Origin of the sequence: Aquirufa echingensis (assembly GCF_042714525.1) — a bacterium.
GTDB lineage: Bacteria > Bacteroidota > Bacteroidia > Cytophagales > Spirosomataceae > Aquirufa > Aquirufa echingensis.
Map to the genome: position 1 here is coordinate 270,180 of NZ_JBBKYA010000002.1, position 15,054 is coordinate 285,233.

Genomic DNA, 15,054 nt, shown 5'->3' on the forward strand with positions numbered 1-15,054 from the left:
CAATGGAAGAAATTGAATTTTATATTGATGCGACCCAAGAAACCATGGAGGGCGCCATTAAACACTTAAATATTGAATTATCAAAGATTCGTGCTGGTAAAGCAAGTACGTCAATGTTGGACGGTTTAATGATTGACTATTATGGCATGGCGACACCGATTTCAGGTGCTGCATCCATCACCACACCCGATGCGCGTACGATTGCCATCAAACCATTCGAAAAAGGAATTTTCGGTGAGATTGAAAAAGCGATTCGTAATTCAAACTTGGGATTAAATCCCATGAACGACGGGGAAATGATTCGTTTGGCGATTCCACCGTTGACGGAAGAGCGTCGCCGTGATTTAGTAAAACGTGTAAAGCAAGAAATTGAAGTTTCGAAAATCAATATTCGCAATGCCCGTCAAGACGGAAACAACAGCATCAAGAAATTAAAAGGCGATGGTGTATCGGAAGATGCGATTAAAGCTGCCGAGGATAAAATCCAAAAAATTACGGACGGTTTCGTTTCCAAAATCGATCAGATATTTGTCGAAAAAGAAAAAGATATCATGGTGGTCTAATCACCCTTCTAAAAGCCTGGTGGAAACATCAGGCTTTTTTTATGCGGCCAACTTCATAGCCAACCTCCAACATGCGTCGGATATCCAATTTGGTAAAATGCTGAATATCAATCGTAATAGGCTGCTCAGGACGAATTGACTCAATCTTAACGCGTTGATAGCCTTGATATGGGCCCTCCTGAACTACTGAACCATCCGCAGGTAATGAATCATTGATCAAAATGGTTTCACGAAGATCTGCATTAAGAATTTCATTGACAGCAATGTCCATTACGCGATCAACCAAGGCAAGTAAATCACCCGAATCGAAATAGCCCCCCTCAATGGCTTCTGGATGACAACTAATACAGATGATGTTTTTCCCGCCGTCGTCTAATGCCCGACGAATCGGCGTAACATCCCGCAATCCTCCATCCAAGTAGCTCCTGCGATCTTCGCCGTTAATCTTTACGACTGGCATCAAAATAGGTACAGCAGAAGAAGCCATTAAATATTCCATGAATTCTGGGGTGCTCGGATCTACATAATGTATACGTCCCTCCATAATATTCACCGCTCCTATTTTTAAACCCACTGGACTTGCGTGTAGATTACGATCCGAAATAACCTCGTACATAAGGTCTCGCAAAGGCTGCGTAGAAACCAAGCCCTTGAATTTTTTCGTTAATGCAGTCCATCCCAATTCAAAAATCGACAAGGGCTTCGATAGGCAGTCGGGACGTGTAATCCGCGTTTCCCAAAAATCCCATAAATCATCCGCAGCTTGCTTGAAGGAAATAGCCTGACCCGCTAATTGCTGTTGGCCTAAGGAATTAACTAAAAAAGCAGCATTTAAACTGCCCGCAGAAATACCATAAATAACATCCGGCTGAAAACCATTTTCTGCCAATGCTTTGATGACACCCGCCTGAAATGCTCCTTTTACGGAACCTCCAGCTAAGACCAACATGTTACTCATAAATTTCGCATTATTTAATTCTCAGGACTAATTTATCCCAAAATGTGATTAAATTTACACAATTTCCAAACGTGCCAAACAAGCACTCAAACTAATTTCTATGTCCATTTCGCTTTCATCCATTCAGGCGCCCATCGAGGAACCCATGAAGGCATTTGAAGGGAAATTCAGGCAGTTCATGAAGACGAAAGTCATGCTGCTGGACACAATCATGAATTACATCGTCCAACGCAAGGGCAAGCAAATGCGCCCCATGTTCGTTTTTCTAACAGCGGGATGCGTAGGCGAAATTACCGAAAAAACATACCGCGGAGCAGCGCTCATCGAATTGCTTCACACGGCAACCTTAGTCCATGATGACGTCGTAGATGAATCGGATTACCGTCGGGGATTTTTCTCCATCAATGCCGTTTGGAAAAATAAAATTGCCGTACTCGTAGGCGATTACCTATTATCCAAAGGACTTCTGCTTTCTGTCGACCACAAGGATTTTGATTTATTAACTTCAGTATCCACTGCCGTTCGTGAAATGGCCGAAGGGGAATTACTTCAAATTGAAAAAGCACGCAAATTAGATATCACTGAAGATGTCTATTTTGATATTATCCGTAAGAAAACAGCCACGCTAATTGCAGCATGCTGCGCAGTGGGTGTGCAATCGACTGATGCCGACGAAAAATATGTTGACATGGCGCATCAATTCGGGGAAAAGGTGGGTATTGCTTTTCAGATCAAAGATGACTTGTTTGATTATGGCGATGCCGAGATTGGAAAACCGCTAGGGATTGATATCAAGGAGAAGAAAATGACCTTACCATTGATCTATGCGCTTCAAAACACAACGCGATCGCTTCGGAAACAGATGATTAAAACCATCAAGAATGATTCAGACAATCCGGTTAAAGTGAAGGAAGTCATCGACTTTGTTAAATCAACCGGAGGAATTGCTTATGCAACACAACGAATGCAGGAATTTGCACAAGAAGCCCGTGAGATACTCTTACAGTTCCCAGATTCTACATACAGAACGTCGCTAGGAAATCTACTCAATTACACAATCGAACGCAATAAATAAAAAAAGGAAGCCTTTACAGCTTCCTTTTTTATTTTGAACTAGAAATCCCCAGTTTATCTTGGGCCACCGAAGCCTCCGCCTCCACCACCCATGCGCATGCCTGGCATACCCATTGGTTGTTGAGGAGCTGCCGGAGCTGCATCGCCTTCACCACCTTTGGTATCATCGTTATTAACCGATTTCTTTTTCTTCGTCGGACCGAAACTCATTTTACCTATTCGATACGACAAATTGATTTTAAAGTTCATGTTGCGCATCGTATTTTCAGATATCTGATTGATCGACGCAGTCTTTGTTTCGTTGCGAATCACGAAGCCATTTGGCGTTAAGAAGTTCTCAGCACCAAAACCAATACTTCCTTTTTTGTTTTTGAAATCCTTTTTGAAACTCAAACTATACATACCAAATCCACCTTGTGAACCTTGCAATTGAACTTGGTTAACACGATAGAAAGAGAATACTTGCGCACCCCAGCCGTTACCAAAGTTATAATTACCAAAAATTCTGAAGTTTGATTGTAAGCCTTGGTTCTTAGCTGAAAGCAATGGATCCGCAACGTTGTTGGCCAAAACCATATAAGCCAAATCACCGCCACCACCAAGCATCAATTTATTAGACACATTCACATTTAAGTTAATGTTCATCCCATAAGCATCTTCATTACCAATGTTCTGAGATGTCGTCTTAACTGTATCCCCTCGCACCTCGCGAATACGATTGATTGCACCCGTCGTATTACGCATGAAAATGGCCGTTGAAATATACGTTTGCTTCACAAACTTGCTGTAAGAAACCTCAAAGTTATTCGTGTATTCAGGTGCCAAATTTGGATTACCTGTCGAGATGTTCAACGGATTTGACGCATTCACATTTGGATTCAAGTTCTCGATACCTGGACGTTGAATACGACGATTGTAACTGAATCTCCAAGTTCCTGATTTAAATGTCTTCGACATATTGAAACTAGGCACTAACACTCCGTAAGGAGGAATGACCGTATTTTGACCTTCTTTTTTCAAGAAACTTGCCGAGATATCCGTATGCTCATAACGCGCACCCGCCTTGATGCTCCACTTGTTTTTAGTGGTTAAAGTATATGATCCATAAGTACTCCAAATGTTCTGGTTATAATCAAATACGTTACTTGGCAAGGTTGCTAAATTCACTTGTGAATAAATACCATCTGCTCCAGCTGTGTATGATTTATAATCAGATGTCACATTACGTGTGATAGCTTTCGCACCAAACTCAACCATCGACATCTTGTTGATCGGCGTTTGATAATCCATTTGAATCGTCGCCTCTTCATTGAAAGCATCATTCGCATTTTTAATCGAACTCATGATTTCACTCATCGTCGATTTCGTATTCATAATCAAGTTGTAGAAATCATTTGTACGATTGTTCCGACTATACATCGATAGAACCGAGAATTCTTTCTGAGCTTTTTCAAATGTTTTCGTGTAATCCACGTTGATGTCCACATTCGCAGATTCATCTAAGGAATTTGTATTACGCAAACTCGTTAATGCTCCATTACGAATTTGCTTCAAACCATCTTGCCAGTTGTTACCGTTTCTTAAACCAAAACGCACGTTGGACGTAACCGAGTTATATTTGTTGATATCCCAATCAAATCCCAACTGATAATTACCAAAAATTCCTTCGCGGCGCGTTTCTGCCGACTGCAAATTGGTCGTTTGCACACCGTTATTCGATGTAATTTGTGTACTTTCAAACTTTCCATTGACGTTGTATTCCGTCCGACCAAAGCCTCCCAAGGAAAGTCCCCAGTTCTTATTACGGAAGTTACCATTCAAGGCTAAGTTAGATCCACGAACACCTGCACTAGTATCAAAATTCAAGGTCAAACCTTGTAAAGTATTTTTCTTCGTAACAATGTTGATGATCCCCGCTGAACCCTCTGCATCATATTTCGCTGATGGCGATGTAATCACCTCAACGGTCTTAATCATATCTGCTGGAATTTGCTTCAAGGCATCTGCAATGCTGGATGCCATAATCGTAGAAGGCTTGTTGTTGATCAACACCTTCACGTTAGAAGATCCACGCAATGATGGATTACCATCTAAATCCACGGATAACATCGGTACTTTTTTCAAAACATCCGTTGCATCCCCACCTTTATTGGTTGCATCTTTTTCCGCATTGTAAACCGTACGGTCCACGCGCTCTTCAATCATAGCACGTTGGCCTTCAACAGTTACTTCTGCCAACATCTTCGTACTCGAAGGCAATTTGATAACACCTAAATCATGGTCATCATTCTTTGCATTGATTGATACAAACAAAGTCTTGCTTTCATAACCGATGAATGAAATCACCAATTTATAATCGCCTTGAGCAACTTTATTCAACACGAATTTACCTACTTGATCAGCAGATGCGCCGTCGACAGGGCGATTTGTAGCTTTGTTAATTAACGCAACTGAGGCAAACTCAACGGGCTTTGTATCCGTAGAGTCCAAGATATATCCGATGATTTTAGCAGAACCTTTAGGTGCAGCTTGAGCTGTTCCTGGAATGACTGCTTCTTTCTTAGGCGCCGCACCGAAACCACCCATTCCACCCGGAATCTGTGACACAGCTGAAAACGAAAGGCTCATCAGTGCGAATAGCGTAATAATTTGTTTCATTGTTTGTTGTTTAAAATCGTATTTAACGGATGCAAAATTGCTTTATAAATACTAAAGGTCTTTTATTTTGCGACCAAAATGGATAATTTGTTGCCCAATATGAAGATTCAAGTTCAAACTCCCCGATTAACCCTGATTCCACTGACGCATAATCAATTGCGAATTTGGAAGCAATTTGGGCGAGAAGAACTTGCGAAATCACTCGAGATAAAACATAACCCCTGGGAAATGGGATTGTTTTATGAACAAGAAATGCTTCAAGCATTAAGCGACTTTTGGATTCCACAAACCGCGAAATTCCCATTAGACTATTATTGGTACACAAATTGGGAAATTATTCTCAAGGATGCGTCCTGCTCTGTAGGGGGAATTGGCTTAGCTGGATTGCCCGACAATGACGGAACAACCGAAATTGGCTACGCTATTGATCAAAAATTCGAAGGACAGGGCATTGCTTCCGAAGCTGTTGAAGCATTATCGAAATGGGTGTTTGAAGACAAGGATATGCAAATTTTGAGAGCGGAAACTCCGATTGAAAACATCGCATCCCAACGCGTTTTGATGAAAAATAATTTCCAGAAAACGGGCGAAAAAACACTGGAGCTTGAAATCCCGATGGAAGTTTTCACCTGGGAACGCCATCGATAAATTTCATTTATCTCGTAAAAATGGTAATTTTACCAAATTGCCAATATCCTAAGGTCTTTGGACCACCACTTTTATGCAGCATTTTACTTCCGTTAAAGACGCGTACAACATCGATAAACTTGTCAATGAAGCTTTGTTGATGAAAAAGATGCCCTATGCCGACAAGCATTTGGGAAAGAATAAAACCATGGGGTTGTTGTTCTTTAATTCCAGTTTACGTACGCGATTATCGACGCAAAAAGCGGCACAAAACTTAGGAATGGATGTAATGGTCATGAATGTGGGTGCGGATTCCTGGCAATTGGAAATGAATGAAGGAGTCATCATGAATGGTGATAAGGCTGAACACGTATCAGAAGCAGCAGCGGTCATTGGCCAATATTGCGATATTGTTGGCGTTAGAAGCTTTCCTGGGCTGGTAGACCGGGAATACGATTATTCGGAATTGGTATTGAAGCAATTCATGAAGTTTACCGGAAAACCCATTGTGAGCTTGGAATCAGCTACGCGTCATCCTTTACAATCCCTAACCGACTTAATTACCATTACAGAATATAAAACCGTTAAACGCCCAAAAGTAGTTTTGACTTGGGCGCCACACGTGAAGGCTTTGCCTCAATGTGTACCGAATTCATTTGCAGAATGGATGAACCAAGCAGATGTAGATTTCACCATCGCGCATCCAAAAGGATATGAATTAGCTCCTGAGTTTTCAGGAAATGCGAAGATATGCTACGATCCGAAAGAAGCCTTTGAGGGGGCTGATTTTATCTATGCCAAAAACTGGTCTTCCTATGAGGATTATGGAAAAATTATTTCCTCTGATCCCGCTTGGACCGTGAGCATGGAAAAAATGAAATTTACGAATAATGCCAAATTCATGCATTGCCTTCCGGTTCGTCGGAATGTAGTTGTGGATGATGCCGTGCTCGATTCGGATCATTCGATTGTAATCCAACAAGCAGGCAACCGGGTTTGGGCGGCACAAACGGTATTAAAAGAAATATTATTAACCCAAATGCGGGTAGAAAGTCCATACTTATTCTAATGACGAAGCAAGCCTTACATATTGTCAAAATTGGCGGGAACATCATCGATGCTCCGGAGGCTTTGGCTTCCTTTTTAGCCAACTTTGCAGCGATTCAAGGACCCAAATTACTTGTGCATGGGGGTGGAAAAATCGCTACATCCATGGCAGCTGATTTAGGGATTGTAAGTCAAATGATTGACGGTCGGCGGGTAACGGATGCCGAAAGCCTACGCATCGTGACCATGGTTTATGCAGGATGGATCAATAAGTCAATTGTGGCATCCTTGCAAGCTTTGAAATGCAATTCGATTGGATTAACGGGACCAGATGGCGCTTTTGTTGTGTCGAAAAAAAGAAACTCTGAGCCCTTTGACTATGGCTTTGTGGGCGACATCGAACACGTCAAGGCAAAGGATTTAGCCGGTTTAATTACTGCGGGATTTAGTCCCGTTTTCGCGCCGATTACGGCGGATGTCACAGGCCAACTCCTTAACACCAATGCTGATACGATGGCACAAGCATTAGCGATTGCCTTGAGTGAATATTTTGAAACGACATTAACATACTGTTTTGAAAAGCAAGGGGTTTTGATGGATCCCAACGATGACAATTCGGTGATTTCACAGATTAATCCCGCGAATTTTGCTCAATTAAAAGCAGATGGCATCGTGTCAGCGGGCATGATCCCTAAACTTGAAAATGCATTAAAGGCAATTTCAAAGGGAGTTCAAGCCGTTCGGCTCTGCCATCCAGATTTTGTTTCACAGCCTGATAAAGGCACTAGGATTCAGGCATAAGATGTATACGGACCAACAATTTCTGGATGCTCAAAACCTACTTGCCCAACTAGTAGCATGCCCGTCGTTGAGTCGGGAAGAGCAAGGAACCGCTGCCATCATTCAGGATTTTTTGGCTGCTAGAAATATTGCGTATCATACGCTTGGAAATAATGTTTGGGCGACCAACAAACTGTTTGATGCCAGCAAGCCAAGCATCTTACTAAACTCACACCACGATACGGTGAAAGCGAATGCCTCTTGGACCTATGAACCCTTTGCGGCGACCATCGAAGATGGTAAAATGATTGGCTTAGGAGTGAATGATGCGGGAGCTAGCTTAGTTGCTCTGATAACGACATTTTGTGCTTTTTACGAGCAAAGCTTACCTTTCAATTTAGTGTTAGCCGCCACATCCGAAGAAGAAATTTCAGGTACTGGTGGTATTGAATCTGTTTTAAAATCATCGGAATTCCCTGAAATTGCTTGGGCGATTGTGGGGGAGCCGACGGATTGCCAATTAGCAATAGCAGAAAAAGGATTAATGGTGGTGGATGCAGAAGTGAAGGGAATTGCAGGACATTCAGCGCGTAATGAAGGAGTCAATGCGATATACTTAGCTTTGGATGACATCAATAAAATCAAGTCCTTTGAGTTTCCAGAAATTTCACCCGTTTTAGGACCAGTGAAATGCACCGTTACGGTAATTAATGCGGGAAAACAACATAATGTCGTTCCTGACCTATGTCACTATACAATAGATTGTCGGGTCAATGAATGTTACACGCTGGAACAAGTGCTCGAAACATTAAAAAGCTTGGTTCAAGCTGAATTGAAACCGCGCAGCATTCGCTTGCAATCGAGTAAAATTCCGGATGGACATCCGGTGTTAGCAGCGGCGGCGTCATTGGGAATTACAACCTTTGGTTCACCTACCCTTTCGGATCAAGCATTAATGCATTTCCCATCGGTTAAGATTGGCCCAGGACATTCTGGAAGAAGTCATACGGCGGATGAATTTATTTATTTAGAAGAACTGAAACAGGGAATCCAAACCTATCAGAATATATTATCACAATTAATCTAATACGATCGTGGCAAAACTTTGGCAAAAAGAAAATCAAGTAACAGACGCAATCATTGAGCAATTCACGATTGGGAACGACCCTGTATATGATTTGCAATTGGCGCGCTACGACGTCATGGGATCCCTCGCGCACATTACGATGCTTGAGCATGTGGGCCTTTTGCCTTCCGAGGAATTAGAGCCACTTTGTGTCGAGTTGAAAAACATCTTGGATACCATCGAAGACGGGACTTTTGTCATCGAAGAAGGTATGGAAGATGTTCATTCCCAAATTGAATATTTGCTAACGAAGAAACTCGGTGATTTAGGTAAAAAAATCCATGCGGGACGTTCTCGGAATGACCAAGTTTTGGTGGATTTGAAACTATTCATGCGCGCTGAAATCATGGAAATCGCGGATGCGGTAGAGGATTTATTTGATCTATTATTAACCAAAAGCGAAGCACATAAAAACGATTTATTGCCAGGTTATACGCATTTGCAAATTGCCATGCCATCATCTTTTGGATTATGGTTCGGCGCTTATGCGGAATGCTTGGTGGAAGATGCGGAATTATTGGAAGCTGCCTTTCGTTTGGCCAATAAAAACCCCTTAGGTTCAGGAGCTGGCTATGGTTCTTCTTTTCCTTTGGACCGTAAATTAACAACAATTTTATTGGGCTTCGAAGCGCCGCACGTGAACGTTGTGAACGCCCAAATGTCCCGTGGAAAAACTGAATTTTATGTATTAAACGCCATCAGTCAAATCGCAACGACCTTGAGTCGCTTGGCCATGGATGTTTGTTTATACAATTCACAAAACTTTGGCTTCATCGAATTACCGAGCGCCTTAACAACCGGCAGTTCGATCATGCCGCATAAAAAGAATCCGGATGTAGCCGAATTATTACGTGGCAAATCGAATAAATTAAAGGCGGTTCCTAACCAAATGCAATTGCTCATGAGCAACTTGCCTTCGGGTTATCACCGGGAATTCCAGCTGACCAAGGAGCTTTTGATGCCTGCCATCGACGAAATCAAAGATTGTCTGGAAATCACGCACTACATGGTTTCTCACATGAAGGTGAAAGCTGATCTCTTGAAAGATGCTAAATATGATTTATTATTCTCTGTAGAAGAGGTGAATAAATTAGTCGTTGGGGGCATGCCTTTCCGGGAAGCCTATGTGCAAGTGGGCAAAATGATTGAAGCGGGTGAATTTAACGGAAGCTCACGCGAAATCAATCACTCACATTTAGGTAGTATCGGCAATTTAGGATTAAGCGAAATTCAAGCCCAAAAAGATACCGTTTGGAGCCGCTTTGGTTTTGAAAAAGTGGAAGACGCCATCGACGATTTATTGAGCTAATTGGCGCGCCAATAATTTCTGCATATACTTACCTAAGATATCAAATTCTAAATTCACGCGATCACCCACCTTCATTTGGTGAAAAATTGTGTGTTCATAGGTATAGGGAATAATCGCAACCGAAAAGGTATCCAATCCCGATTCCACCACGGTCAAACTCGTCCCATTTACACAGATTGAACCTTTCTCCACAGTAACATGTCCGGCAGGATATTGGAAATGGTATTCCCAAGAACCGTCATGCGTTACAATGGAAGTACAAACGCCTGTTAAATCCACGTGCCCTTGTACAATATGCCCATCAAAGCGTCCGTTGGCAGGCATGCAACGCTCGAGATTGACTTTTTGACCAACAGCCAAATCGCCTAAATTCGTCTTTTGCAGAGTCTCTTGAATCGCTGTGACGCGGTATTGCGGGGATTTAATTTCAACGACTGTTAAGCAAACTCCGTTATGGGCTAGTGACTGATCAATTTTCAATTCATCTGTAAAGTTTGAAGAAAACCAAAAATCAACATTCGTTCCATGCGCTTGTTTGCTTTCCAAAACGCCCATTGATTCCACAATACCTGTAAACATGTGATTAATTTTATATTTTTACGAACTCAAATTTACACCCATTCCTATGAAATTCAATCGTTGGATTCTGATTCTACTTGTGATTGTTGGCGGACTGATCTACTTCAGCCTTCCTAAGCAATCCCAAGTACCCTCAAAATCATCCGCAGATTCCCTACAAATCGCAGAAAAACGCGCGGCCAAAGATGTGCAATTCAAAACAGGGGATGAGTCTCCAATACCAGACAAGACAAATTTCAAAGGTTTGACTTATTATCCATATGATGCAACCTGGATAATTCCATTCGAGATTACACGAAGTGCAAAGGTGACGCGCATCAGCCTGCAGATGACAGATGGCTCTGTTGATTCCTTATTGGTATTTGGTAAAGCTCATGCAGATTTGGCAGGTATGCACGTCGACCTGATTGTTTACCAACATGATTCTGGGGATTTTTTCATCCCATTTAAAGACAAAACCGCCCCCACAGAAACCTATGGAGGCGGTCGATATTTGGAGTTACCCCTAACTAAATTAAAAGACAATCAATTAACCATTGACTTCAACGAAGCCTTTTTCCCCTATTGTGCGTATAACAAGACCTTTGCTTGTCCCATACCACCCAAGGAAAATCAGCTAAATATTCGAATTCCTGCTGGAGAAAAAAATCCTTAATCCGCGCGGCGAACCGTAGAAGCACCACTCACATCCTTTGAGAGATTCATCGGATTTCCTTTATATTCAATTTTCGAAGCACCAGAAGCCTCCACTTGTAAAGACTTCTGAATATTTACTTGTGCATGACTTGCTCCACTCGCCTCGATATCAGCATCACGCGCCAATAATGCATCCGCATTCAAGTGACTCGCACCAGAAAGTTCTACATCCAGTTTGGCAATTCGACCGCTTATTTTGGCGTGTGAGGCACCCGATAATTCGAGCACTAATTTATCTGCTTGAACGGATTCTCCATCAAAATGCGATGCGCCGCTAACTGTGATATTCATTTGCTCCTCATCGTTAAATCCGCGCAAATTCACATGACTTGCGCCTGAGAATTCAGCCGATTTAATTCGTGGCAATGTTATCAACAACTTAATTTTTTTATGGTTTTTATTATATCCCATCCAAGACCAAGATGCATCAATATCGAATTTCAAGATATTCCCTTCCACCTGTACATCTAATTTTTCCAAATCATCCGCACGACCGGATGCCGTAATGCTGCAAACATTTCCTTTGATGATTTGAACATCAAAATCGTGTCCAATTTCAAGGCTTTGAAAATTCCCAACTCGGATTTTTTTAGTTTGACTTTCGGGTGCGAATGCAAGAGCTTGCAATGAAATACCCAAAACGAATAGACAAATAATGGAACGTACGATATTTTTCATAAGGTTGATTATAAGATAATGGGAACAAGATGCAATGCCCAACAGCTTCGTTGCATGCCTGCGGAATTATTTATTTTTCGCGAAAGAAACTTGTAGTTTCGGATAGGACTTATAGGTCAAATCCGCGCGTTCAGCTTTCTTTCCTTTGATGCTTTTTTTAACATTCAAATCCATCTTTGCTTGATTACCAACCGAAATACGGGCGATACTCGTTTCCCAATTGCTCGCTAATAATTCTGACGAATCAAATGCCGCTGCCGCCAGTTCATTTGAATGACCCGACAAAGTCAAACTGTGAAAATCACGCAAAATAACATCCAAAGAAGGGACATCAAATCCTTTGATTTCCGTCCGACCATTACCTCCTAAATCGACTTTATTCAACGAAGGTGTTTCAATCGTAACGGTCATTCCATTCGGAATATCATTCAATACCAAAGTACGATTGCTTACAGTTGTCAGTCGACCGAAGTCGGCAGATGCTTCTGCCGACTGGTACGAAATTTTAAATTCTTTACCTTTTACGATATTGATCGATGCAGAACCACTATGCTTTAATTCAATTGCACTGAAAGGTTCAAGCGTTTTGGAGATAGAAAAATTCGATGGAGCCGCTGGAGCTATAGGGGCTTCAGGAGCTGCATCAAACGAATCCTCATCAGAATTTGAAGAATCGAAATTCGAATCATCCGATTGCTTTGGATTACGATTTAGGCAAATCAAGCCTTTTTCCATGGAGAAAGCCCATTTTGAACCGATAAACTGGTCACCGTTATCTTCATTGAAATAGCCGCTGTCAAGCACATTGTCGATGAAATACCCAAATTCACGCGTCATGCTAAACGTTACACCGTAAGGAATCAAGATTTTCACTCGCATACGTTGGTTCCGAAATTTTAGATTTTTTAGACCAAAATGACTATCTAAAACCAATTGATTTCCCTTCACGGCATACTGATATTGAACGGCCTTGGCATTTTGCTCAGCTTCAGCCCGCGTCCGACCATTCGATTTGGCGAATTCAATAATCTGAATGGTTTTCCCATCGTAACCTTCGAGCGTAATTTGCGCACGGGAGAAACCTCCGCGATTAAAATCATGTTGCTCATCCTCATCCAACAATTCGTCTGTGATAACATTATTCCCGAGCAACTTCTCCCAGATTGTTTCATTTGATTCGCGGTTGACGTCCAATACATACGTTGAATCAGCAGTAATTTCTTTCATTTGATTCACCGATGCCGTCCGTTGGAAATTACGCCCCACAAAACTAAAGGCAGCAAACAAGCCGACCCAACCTACAATCGCCATGGTTGTAGAAATGTATTTATAAGTTGAGTTTGTCAATTTACGATTCAATAATAAAGACAATCCACCGATTCCAATTCCAACAATCATCGGAATTACGGCAGCATAAGCCGCCCAAATAGACCATGCCGGTAGATCTTGAGCCAACAAATAAATCGGAATCACCTCACCAAATGCTAGGCCAATCTGACCATGATCAAATCCTGAAATACCAGCCGTAGTGAGTACAACTAAGGAAACGGCAAATGCGATTGCGATAATTAATAAAACGACACCTACGAGGTATTGAACAAACCATTTAACACCCATCAAAACAGGCTTGAGCGCCGTAAAAATAGTTGCTAAAGTCCTGAAAGGGAAAAGCAATAAACGCGTCAAGGGTTTTTCCTCCACTGAATCCGGCTGAAACGTTTCCTTGATATTCTTTTCAATATTCTCCAAAGTAATGGGCTCCCCCGTCATCGCCATTTTATCGGTAACCGATTTGGCCTCAGGCGTGATTGCCATGATAATCAGATAAGCTGCCGCGCCGGTACCGAAAAAGAATAAGGAAATAACGGCTAAGACACGCAATAAGCCTACATCCCAACCGGTATAAGCGGATATTCCGGCCATCACACCGCCAACCACTTTGTTCTCCGGATCGCGATAAAACTTACGATAAGACTTATCCGTTTCCACCGTTACCTCACCTGGGATAGCAATCCAGCATGCTACATAAACCCAGAATACAAGATTAGCCGCATGTAATAAGGGAAAAAGTCCAAAGAACGAAACGATTAAAATCAAACGAACCCAGATAGGATCAATCTCAAAATAGTTAGCCGCACCAGATGCGACACCACCCAATTTCTTGTTGGTCAAATCCCGACGAAAAACCTTCTTAGCACCTGAATCCTGTTTAGCATCCGTTTTATGCTGTTCCGTTTTCCCTTCTTCGGTTTCAATTTCTTTAAAATCTGCTACCGTTCCTAAAGAAGCAATTAACGCATCTACATGAACTTGTGTAATGGCCTCCGTTTTCTCTGACTCTCGAATATTCCAAAACTTCTCTGCAACACTTGCTTCAATGTCATCAATGATTTCTTTCGAGCCTTCAAAGTTTTGGAAATATGCATGGATGGATTTCAAATAAGCATCCAGCGTAGCAAATGCATCTTCCTCAATATGGAAAACGATGCCAGCGATATTAATTGATAAGGTCTTTTTCATAAACGTATAATTATGCTTGGGAAGTTTGAGGATGAATGATTTGAGAAACTGAGCTTTGCAAATCATCCCAGGTTCCATGTAATTCCGATAAAAAGGTCTCCCCTTTTTCGGTTAATACATAATATTTTCTCGGCGGACCTGATGCCGACTCGACCCATTTGTAATCGAGAAATCCGGCATTCTTTAGACGGGTCAACAAAGGATATAAGGTTCCTTCGACAACCATGATTTTCGCTGAGGTTAATTCCGTCAGCATGGTAGAGGCATAAACCTCACCCCTTGAAATAATCTGCAGAATACAGAATTCTAAAATCCCTTTCCGCATCTGCACCTTGGCATTTTCAATATCCATCGGTTTGTGTTTGTTTATTTAATAGGTCAAAGGTATAAAAGGTACTATGTAATACAAAGTACCTTAGAAAAAATATTTTTGATTTAT

Annotated in this window: 14 protein-coding genes; 8 read left to right on the forward strand and 6 right to left on the reverse strand. The window is 41.8% G+C overall.

Annotated features, from left to right (window positions below; all coding sequences use genetic code 11):
- The first annotated feature begins 2 nt into the window (after positions 1 to 2).
- Positions 3 to 563: a ribosome recycling factor gene (gene frr, locus SKC38_RS03830; protein ID WP_377975247.1), complete on the forward strand. Its 561-nt coding sequence runs from the start codon at positions 3 to 5 to the stop codon at positions 561 to 563.
- 28 nt (positions 564 to 591) lie between these two features.
- Here frr and SKC38_RS03835 read toward each other — a convergent pair whose 3' ends face one another.
- Positions 592 to 1,521, reverse strand: a complete 930-nt coding sequence (locus SKC38_RS03835; protein WP_377975249.1) for a patatin-like phospholipase family protein — start codon at positions 1,519 to 1,521, stop codon at positions 592 to 594.
- A 100-nt stretch (positions 1,522 to 1,621) separates the two neighbouring features.
- Between SKC38_RS03835 and SKC38_RS03840 the strand changes: the two genes are divergently transcribed.
- Positions 1,622 to 2,596 carry a polyprenyl synthetase family protein gene (locus SKC38_RS03840; RefSeq protein WP_377975251.1) on the forward strand — a complete coding sequence of 325 codons (975 nt, stop codon included), beginning with the start codon at positions 1,622 to 1,624 and terminating at the stop codon, positions 2,594 to 2,596.
- A gap of 53 nt (positions 2,597 to 2,649) precedes the next feature.
- On the opposite strand, the gene SKC38_RS03845 is transcribed toward SKC38_RS03840, so the two are convergent.
- The gene (locus SKC38_RS03845; protein ID WP_377975253.1) at positions 2,650 to 5,253 is read right to left on the reverse strand and encodes a TonB-dependent receptor domain-containing protein; all 2,604 of its coding nucleotides are present in this window, start codon (positions 5,251 to 5,253) and stop codon (positions 2,650 to 2,652) included.
- 99 nt (positions 5,254 to 5,352) lie between these two features.
- On the opposite strand from SKC38_RS03845, the gene SKC38_RS03850 reads away from it, so the two are divergent.
- From SKC38_RS03850 to argH, 5 genes are all read left to right on the forward strand, one after another.
- Positions 5,353 to 5,901, forward strand: coding sequence for a GNAT family N-acetyltransferase (locus tag SKC38_RS03850; RefSeq protein ID WP_377975255.1), 549 nt, complete (start codon positions 5,353 to 5,355; stop codon positions 5,899 to 5,901).
- Between the two features lie 73 nt (positions 5,902 to 5,974).
- On the forward strand, positions 5,975 to 6,949 hold the full coding sequence (locus SKC38_RS03855) for an N-acetylornithine carbamoyltransferase (RefSeq protein ID WP_377975257.1): 975 nt from the start codon (positions 5,975 to 5,977) through the stop codon (positions 6,947 to 6,949).
- Positions 6,949 to 7,728: an acetylglutamate kinase gene (gene argB, locus SKC38_RS03860; RefSeq protein ID WP_377975259.1), complete on the forward strand. Its 780-nt coding sequence runs from the start codon at positions 6,949 to 6,951 to the stop codon at positions 7,726 to 7,728. Before SKC38_RS03855 ends, argB begins: the two co-directional genes overlap by 1 nt.
- Position 7,729: 1 nt before the next feature.
- Entirely contained in the window at positions 7,730 to 8,794 is a 1,065-nt protein-coding gene (locus SKC38_RS03865; protein WP_377975260.1) for a M20/M25/M40 family metallo-hydrolase, read from the forward strand.
- Positions 8,795 to 8,801: 7 nt separating this feature from the next.
- Positions 8,802 to 10,142, forward strand: a complete 1,341-nt coding sequence (argH, locus tag SKC38_RS03870; protein ID WP_377975262.1) for an argininosuccinate lyase — start codon at positions 8,802 to 8,804, stop codon at positions 10,140 to 10,142.
- Here argH and SKC38_RS03875 read toward each other — a convergent pair.
- Positions 10,131 to 10,721 (reverse strand): riboflavin synthase, encoded by a 591-nt coding sequence (locus tag SKC38_RS03875; protein ID WP_377975264.1) that lies wholly within the window; start codon positions 10,719 to 10,721, stop codon positions 10,131 to 10,133. The genes argH and SKC38_RS03875 overlap by 12 nt on opposite strands.
- Positions 10,722 to 10,767: 46 nt before the next feature.
- Between SKC38_RS03875 and SKC38_RS03880 the strand changes: the two genes are divergently transcribed.
- Positions 10,768 to 11,376, forward strand: a complete 609-nt coding sequence (locus SKC38_RS03880; protein ID WP_377975266.1) for a DUF1684 domain-containing protein — start codon at positions 10,768 to 10,770, stop codon at positions 11,374 to 11,376.
- Here the strand turns inward: SKC38_RS03880 and SKC38_RS03885 are convergent.
- The 3 genes from SKC38_RS03885 to SKC38_RS03895 form a co-directional block, all read right to left on the reverse strand.
- Positions 11,373 to 12,095: a head GIN domain-containing protein gene (locus tag SKC38_RS03885; protein ID WP_377975268.1), complete on the reverse strand. Its 723-nt coding sequence runs from the start codon at positions 12,093 to 12,095 to the stop codon at positions 11,373 to 11,375. The genes SKC38_RS03880 and SKC38_RS03885 overlap by 4 nt on opposite strands.
- 66 nt (positions 12,096 to 12,161) lie before the next feature.
- A complete protein-coding gene (locus SKC38_RS03890) occupies positions 12,162 to 14,615 on the reverse strand; it encodes a PspC domain-containing protein (protein WP_377975270.1) in 2,454 nt (817 codons plus the stop codon).
- A gap of 10 nt (positions 14,616 to 14,625) precedes the next feature.
- Positions 14,626 to 14,967, reverse strand: a complete 342-nt coding sequence (locus tag SKC38_RS03895; protein WP_377975272.1) for a PadR family transcriptional regulator — start codon at positions 14,965 to 14,967, stop codon at positions 14,626 to 14,628.
- Positions 14,968 to 15,054: the final 87 nt, after the last annotated feature.

Coding starts and splice junctions, on each gene's coding strand:
- SKC38_RS03840 (WP_377975251.1), top strand. CDS start 1,622: ATGTCCATTTCGCTTTCATCCATTCAGGCGCCCATCGAGGAACCCATG.
- argB (WP_377975259.1), top strand. CDS start 6,949: ATGACGAAGCAAGCCTTACATATTGTCAAAATTGGCGGGAACATCATC.
- SKC38_RS03880 (WP_377975266.1), top strand. CDS start 10,768: ATGAAATTCAATCGTTGGATTCTGATTCTACTTGTGATTGTTGGCGGA.
- SKC38_RS03845 (WP_377975253.1), bottom strand. CDS start 5,253: ATGAAACAAATTATTACGCTATTCGCACTGATGAGCCTTTCGTTTTCA.
- SKC38_RS03835 (WP_377975249.1), bottom strand. CDS start 1,521: ATGAGTAACATGTTGGTCTTAGCTGGAGGTTCCGTAAAAGGAGCATTT.
- SKC38_RS03850 (WP_377975255.1), top strand. CDS start 5,353: ATGAAGATTCAAGTTCAAACTCCCCGATTAACCCTGATTCCACTGACG.
- SKC38_RS03855 (WP_377975257.1), top strand. CDS start 5,975: ATGCAGCATTTTACTTCCGTTAAAGACGCGTACAACATCGATAAACTT.
- SKC38_RS03890 (WP_377975270.1), bottom strand. CDS start 14,615: ATGAAAAAGACCTTATCAATTAATATCGCTGGCATCGTTTTCCATATT.
- SKC38_RS03885 (WP_377975268.1), bottom strand. CDS start 12,095: ATGAAAAATATCGTACGTTCCATTATTTGTCTATTCGTTTTGGGTATT.
- SKC38_RS03875 (WP_377975264.1), bottom strand. CDS start 10,721: ATGTTTACAGGTATTGTGGAATCAATGGGCGTTTTGGAAAGCAAACAA.
- frr (WP_377975247.1), top strand. CDS start 3: ATGGAAGAAATTGAATTTTATATTGATGCGACCCAAGAAACCATGGAG.
- SKC38_RS03895 (WP_377975272.1), bottom strand. CDS start 14,967: ATGGATATTGAAAATGCCAAGGTGCAGATGCGGAAAGGGATTTTAGAA.
- SKC38_RS03865 (WP_377975260.1), top strand. CDS start 7,730: ATGTATACGGACCAACAATTTCTGGATGCTCAAAACCTACTTGCCCAA.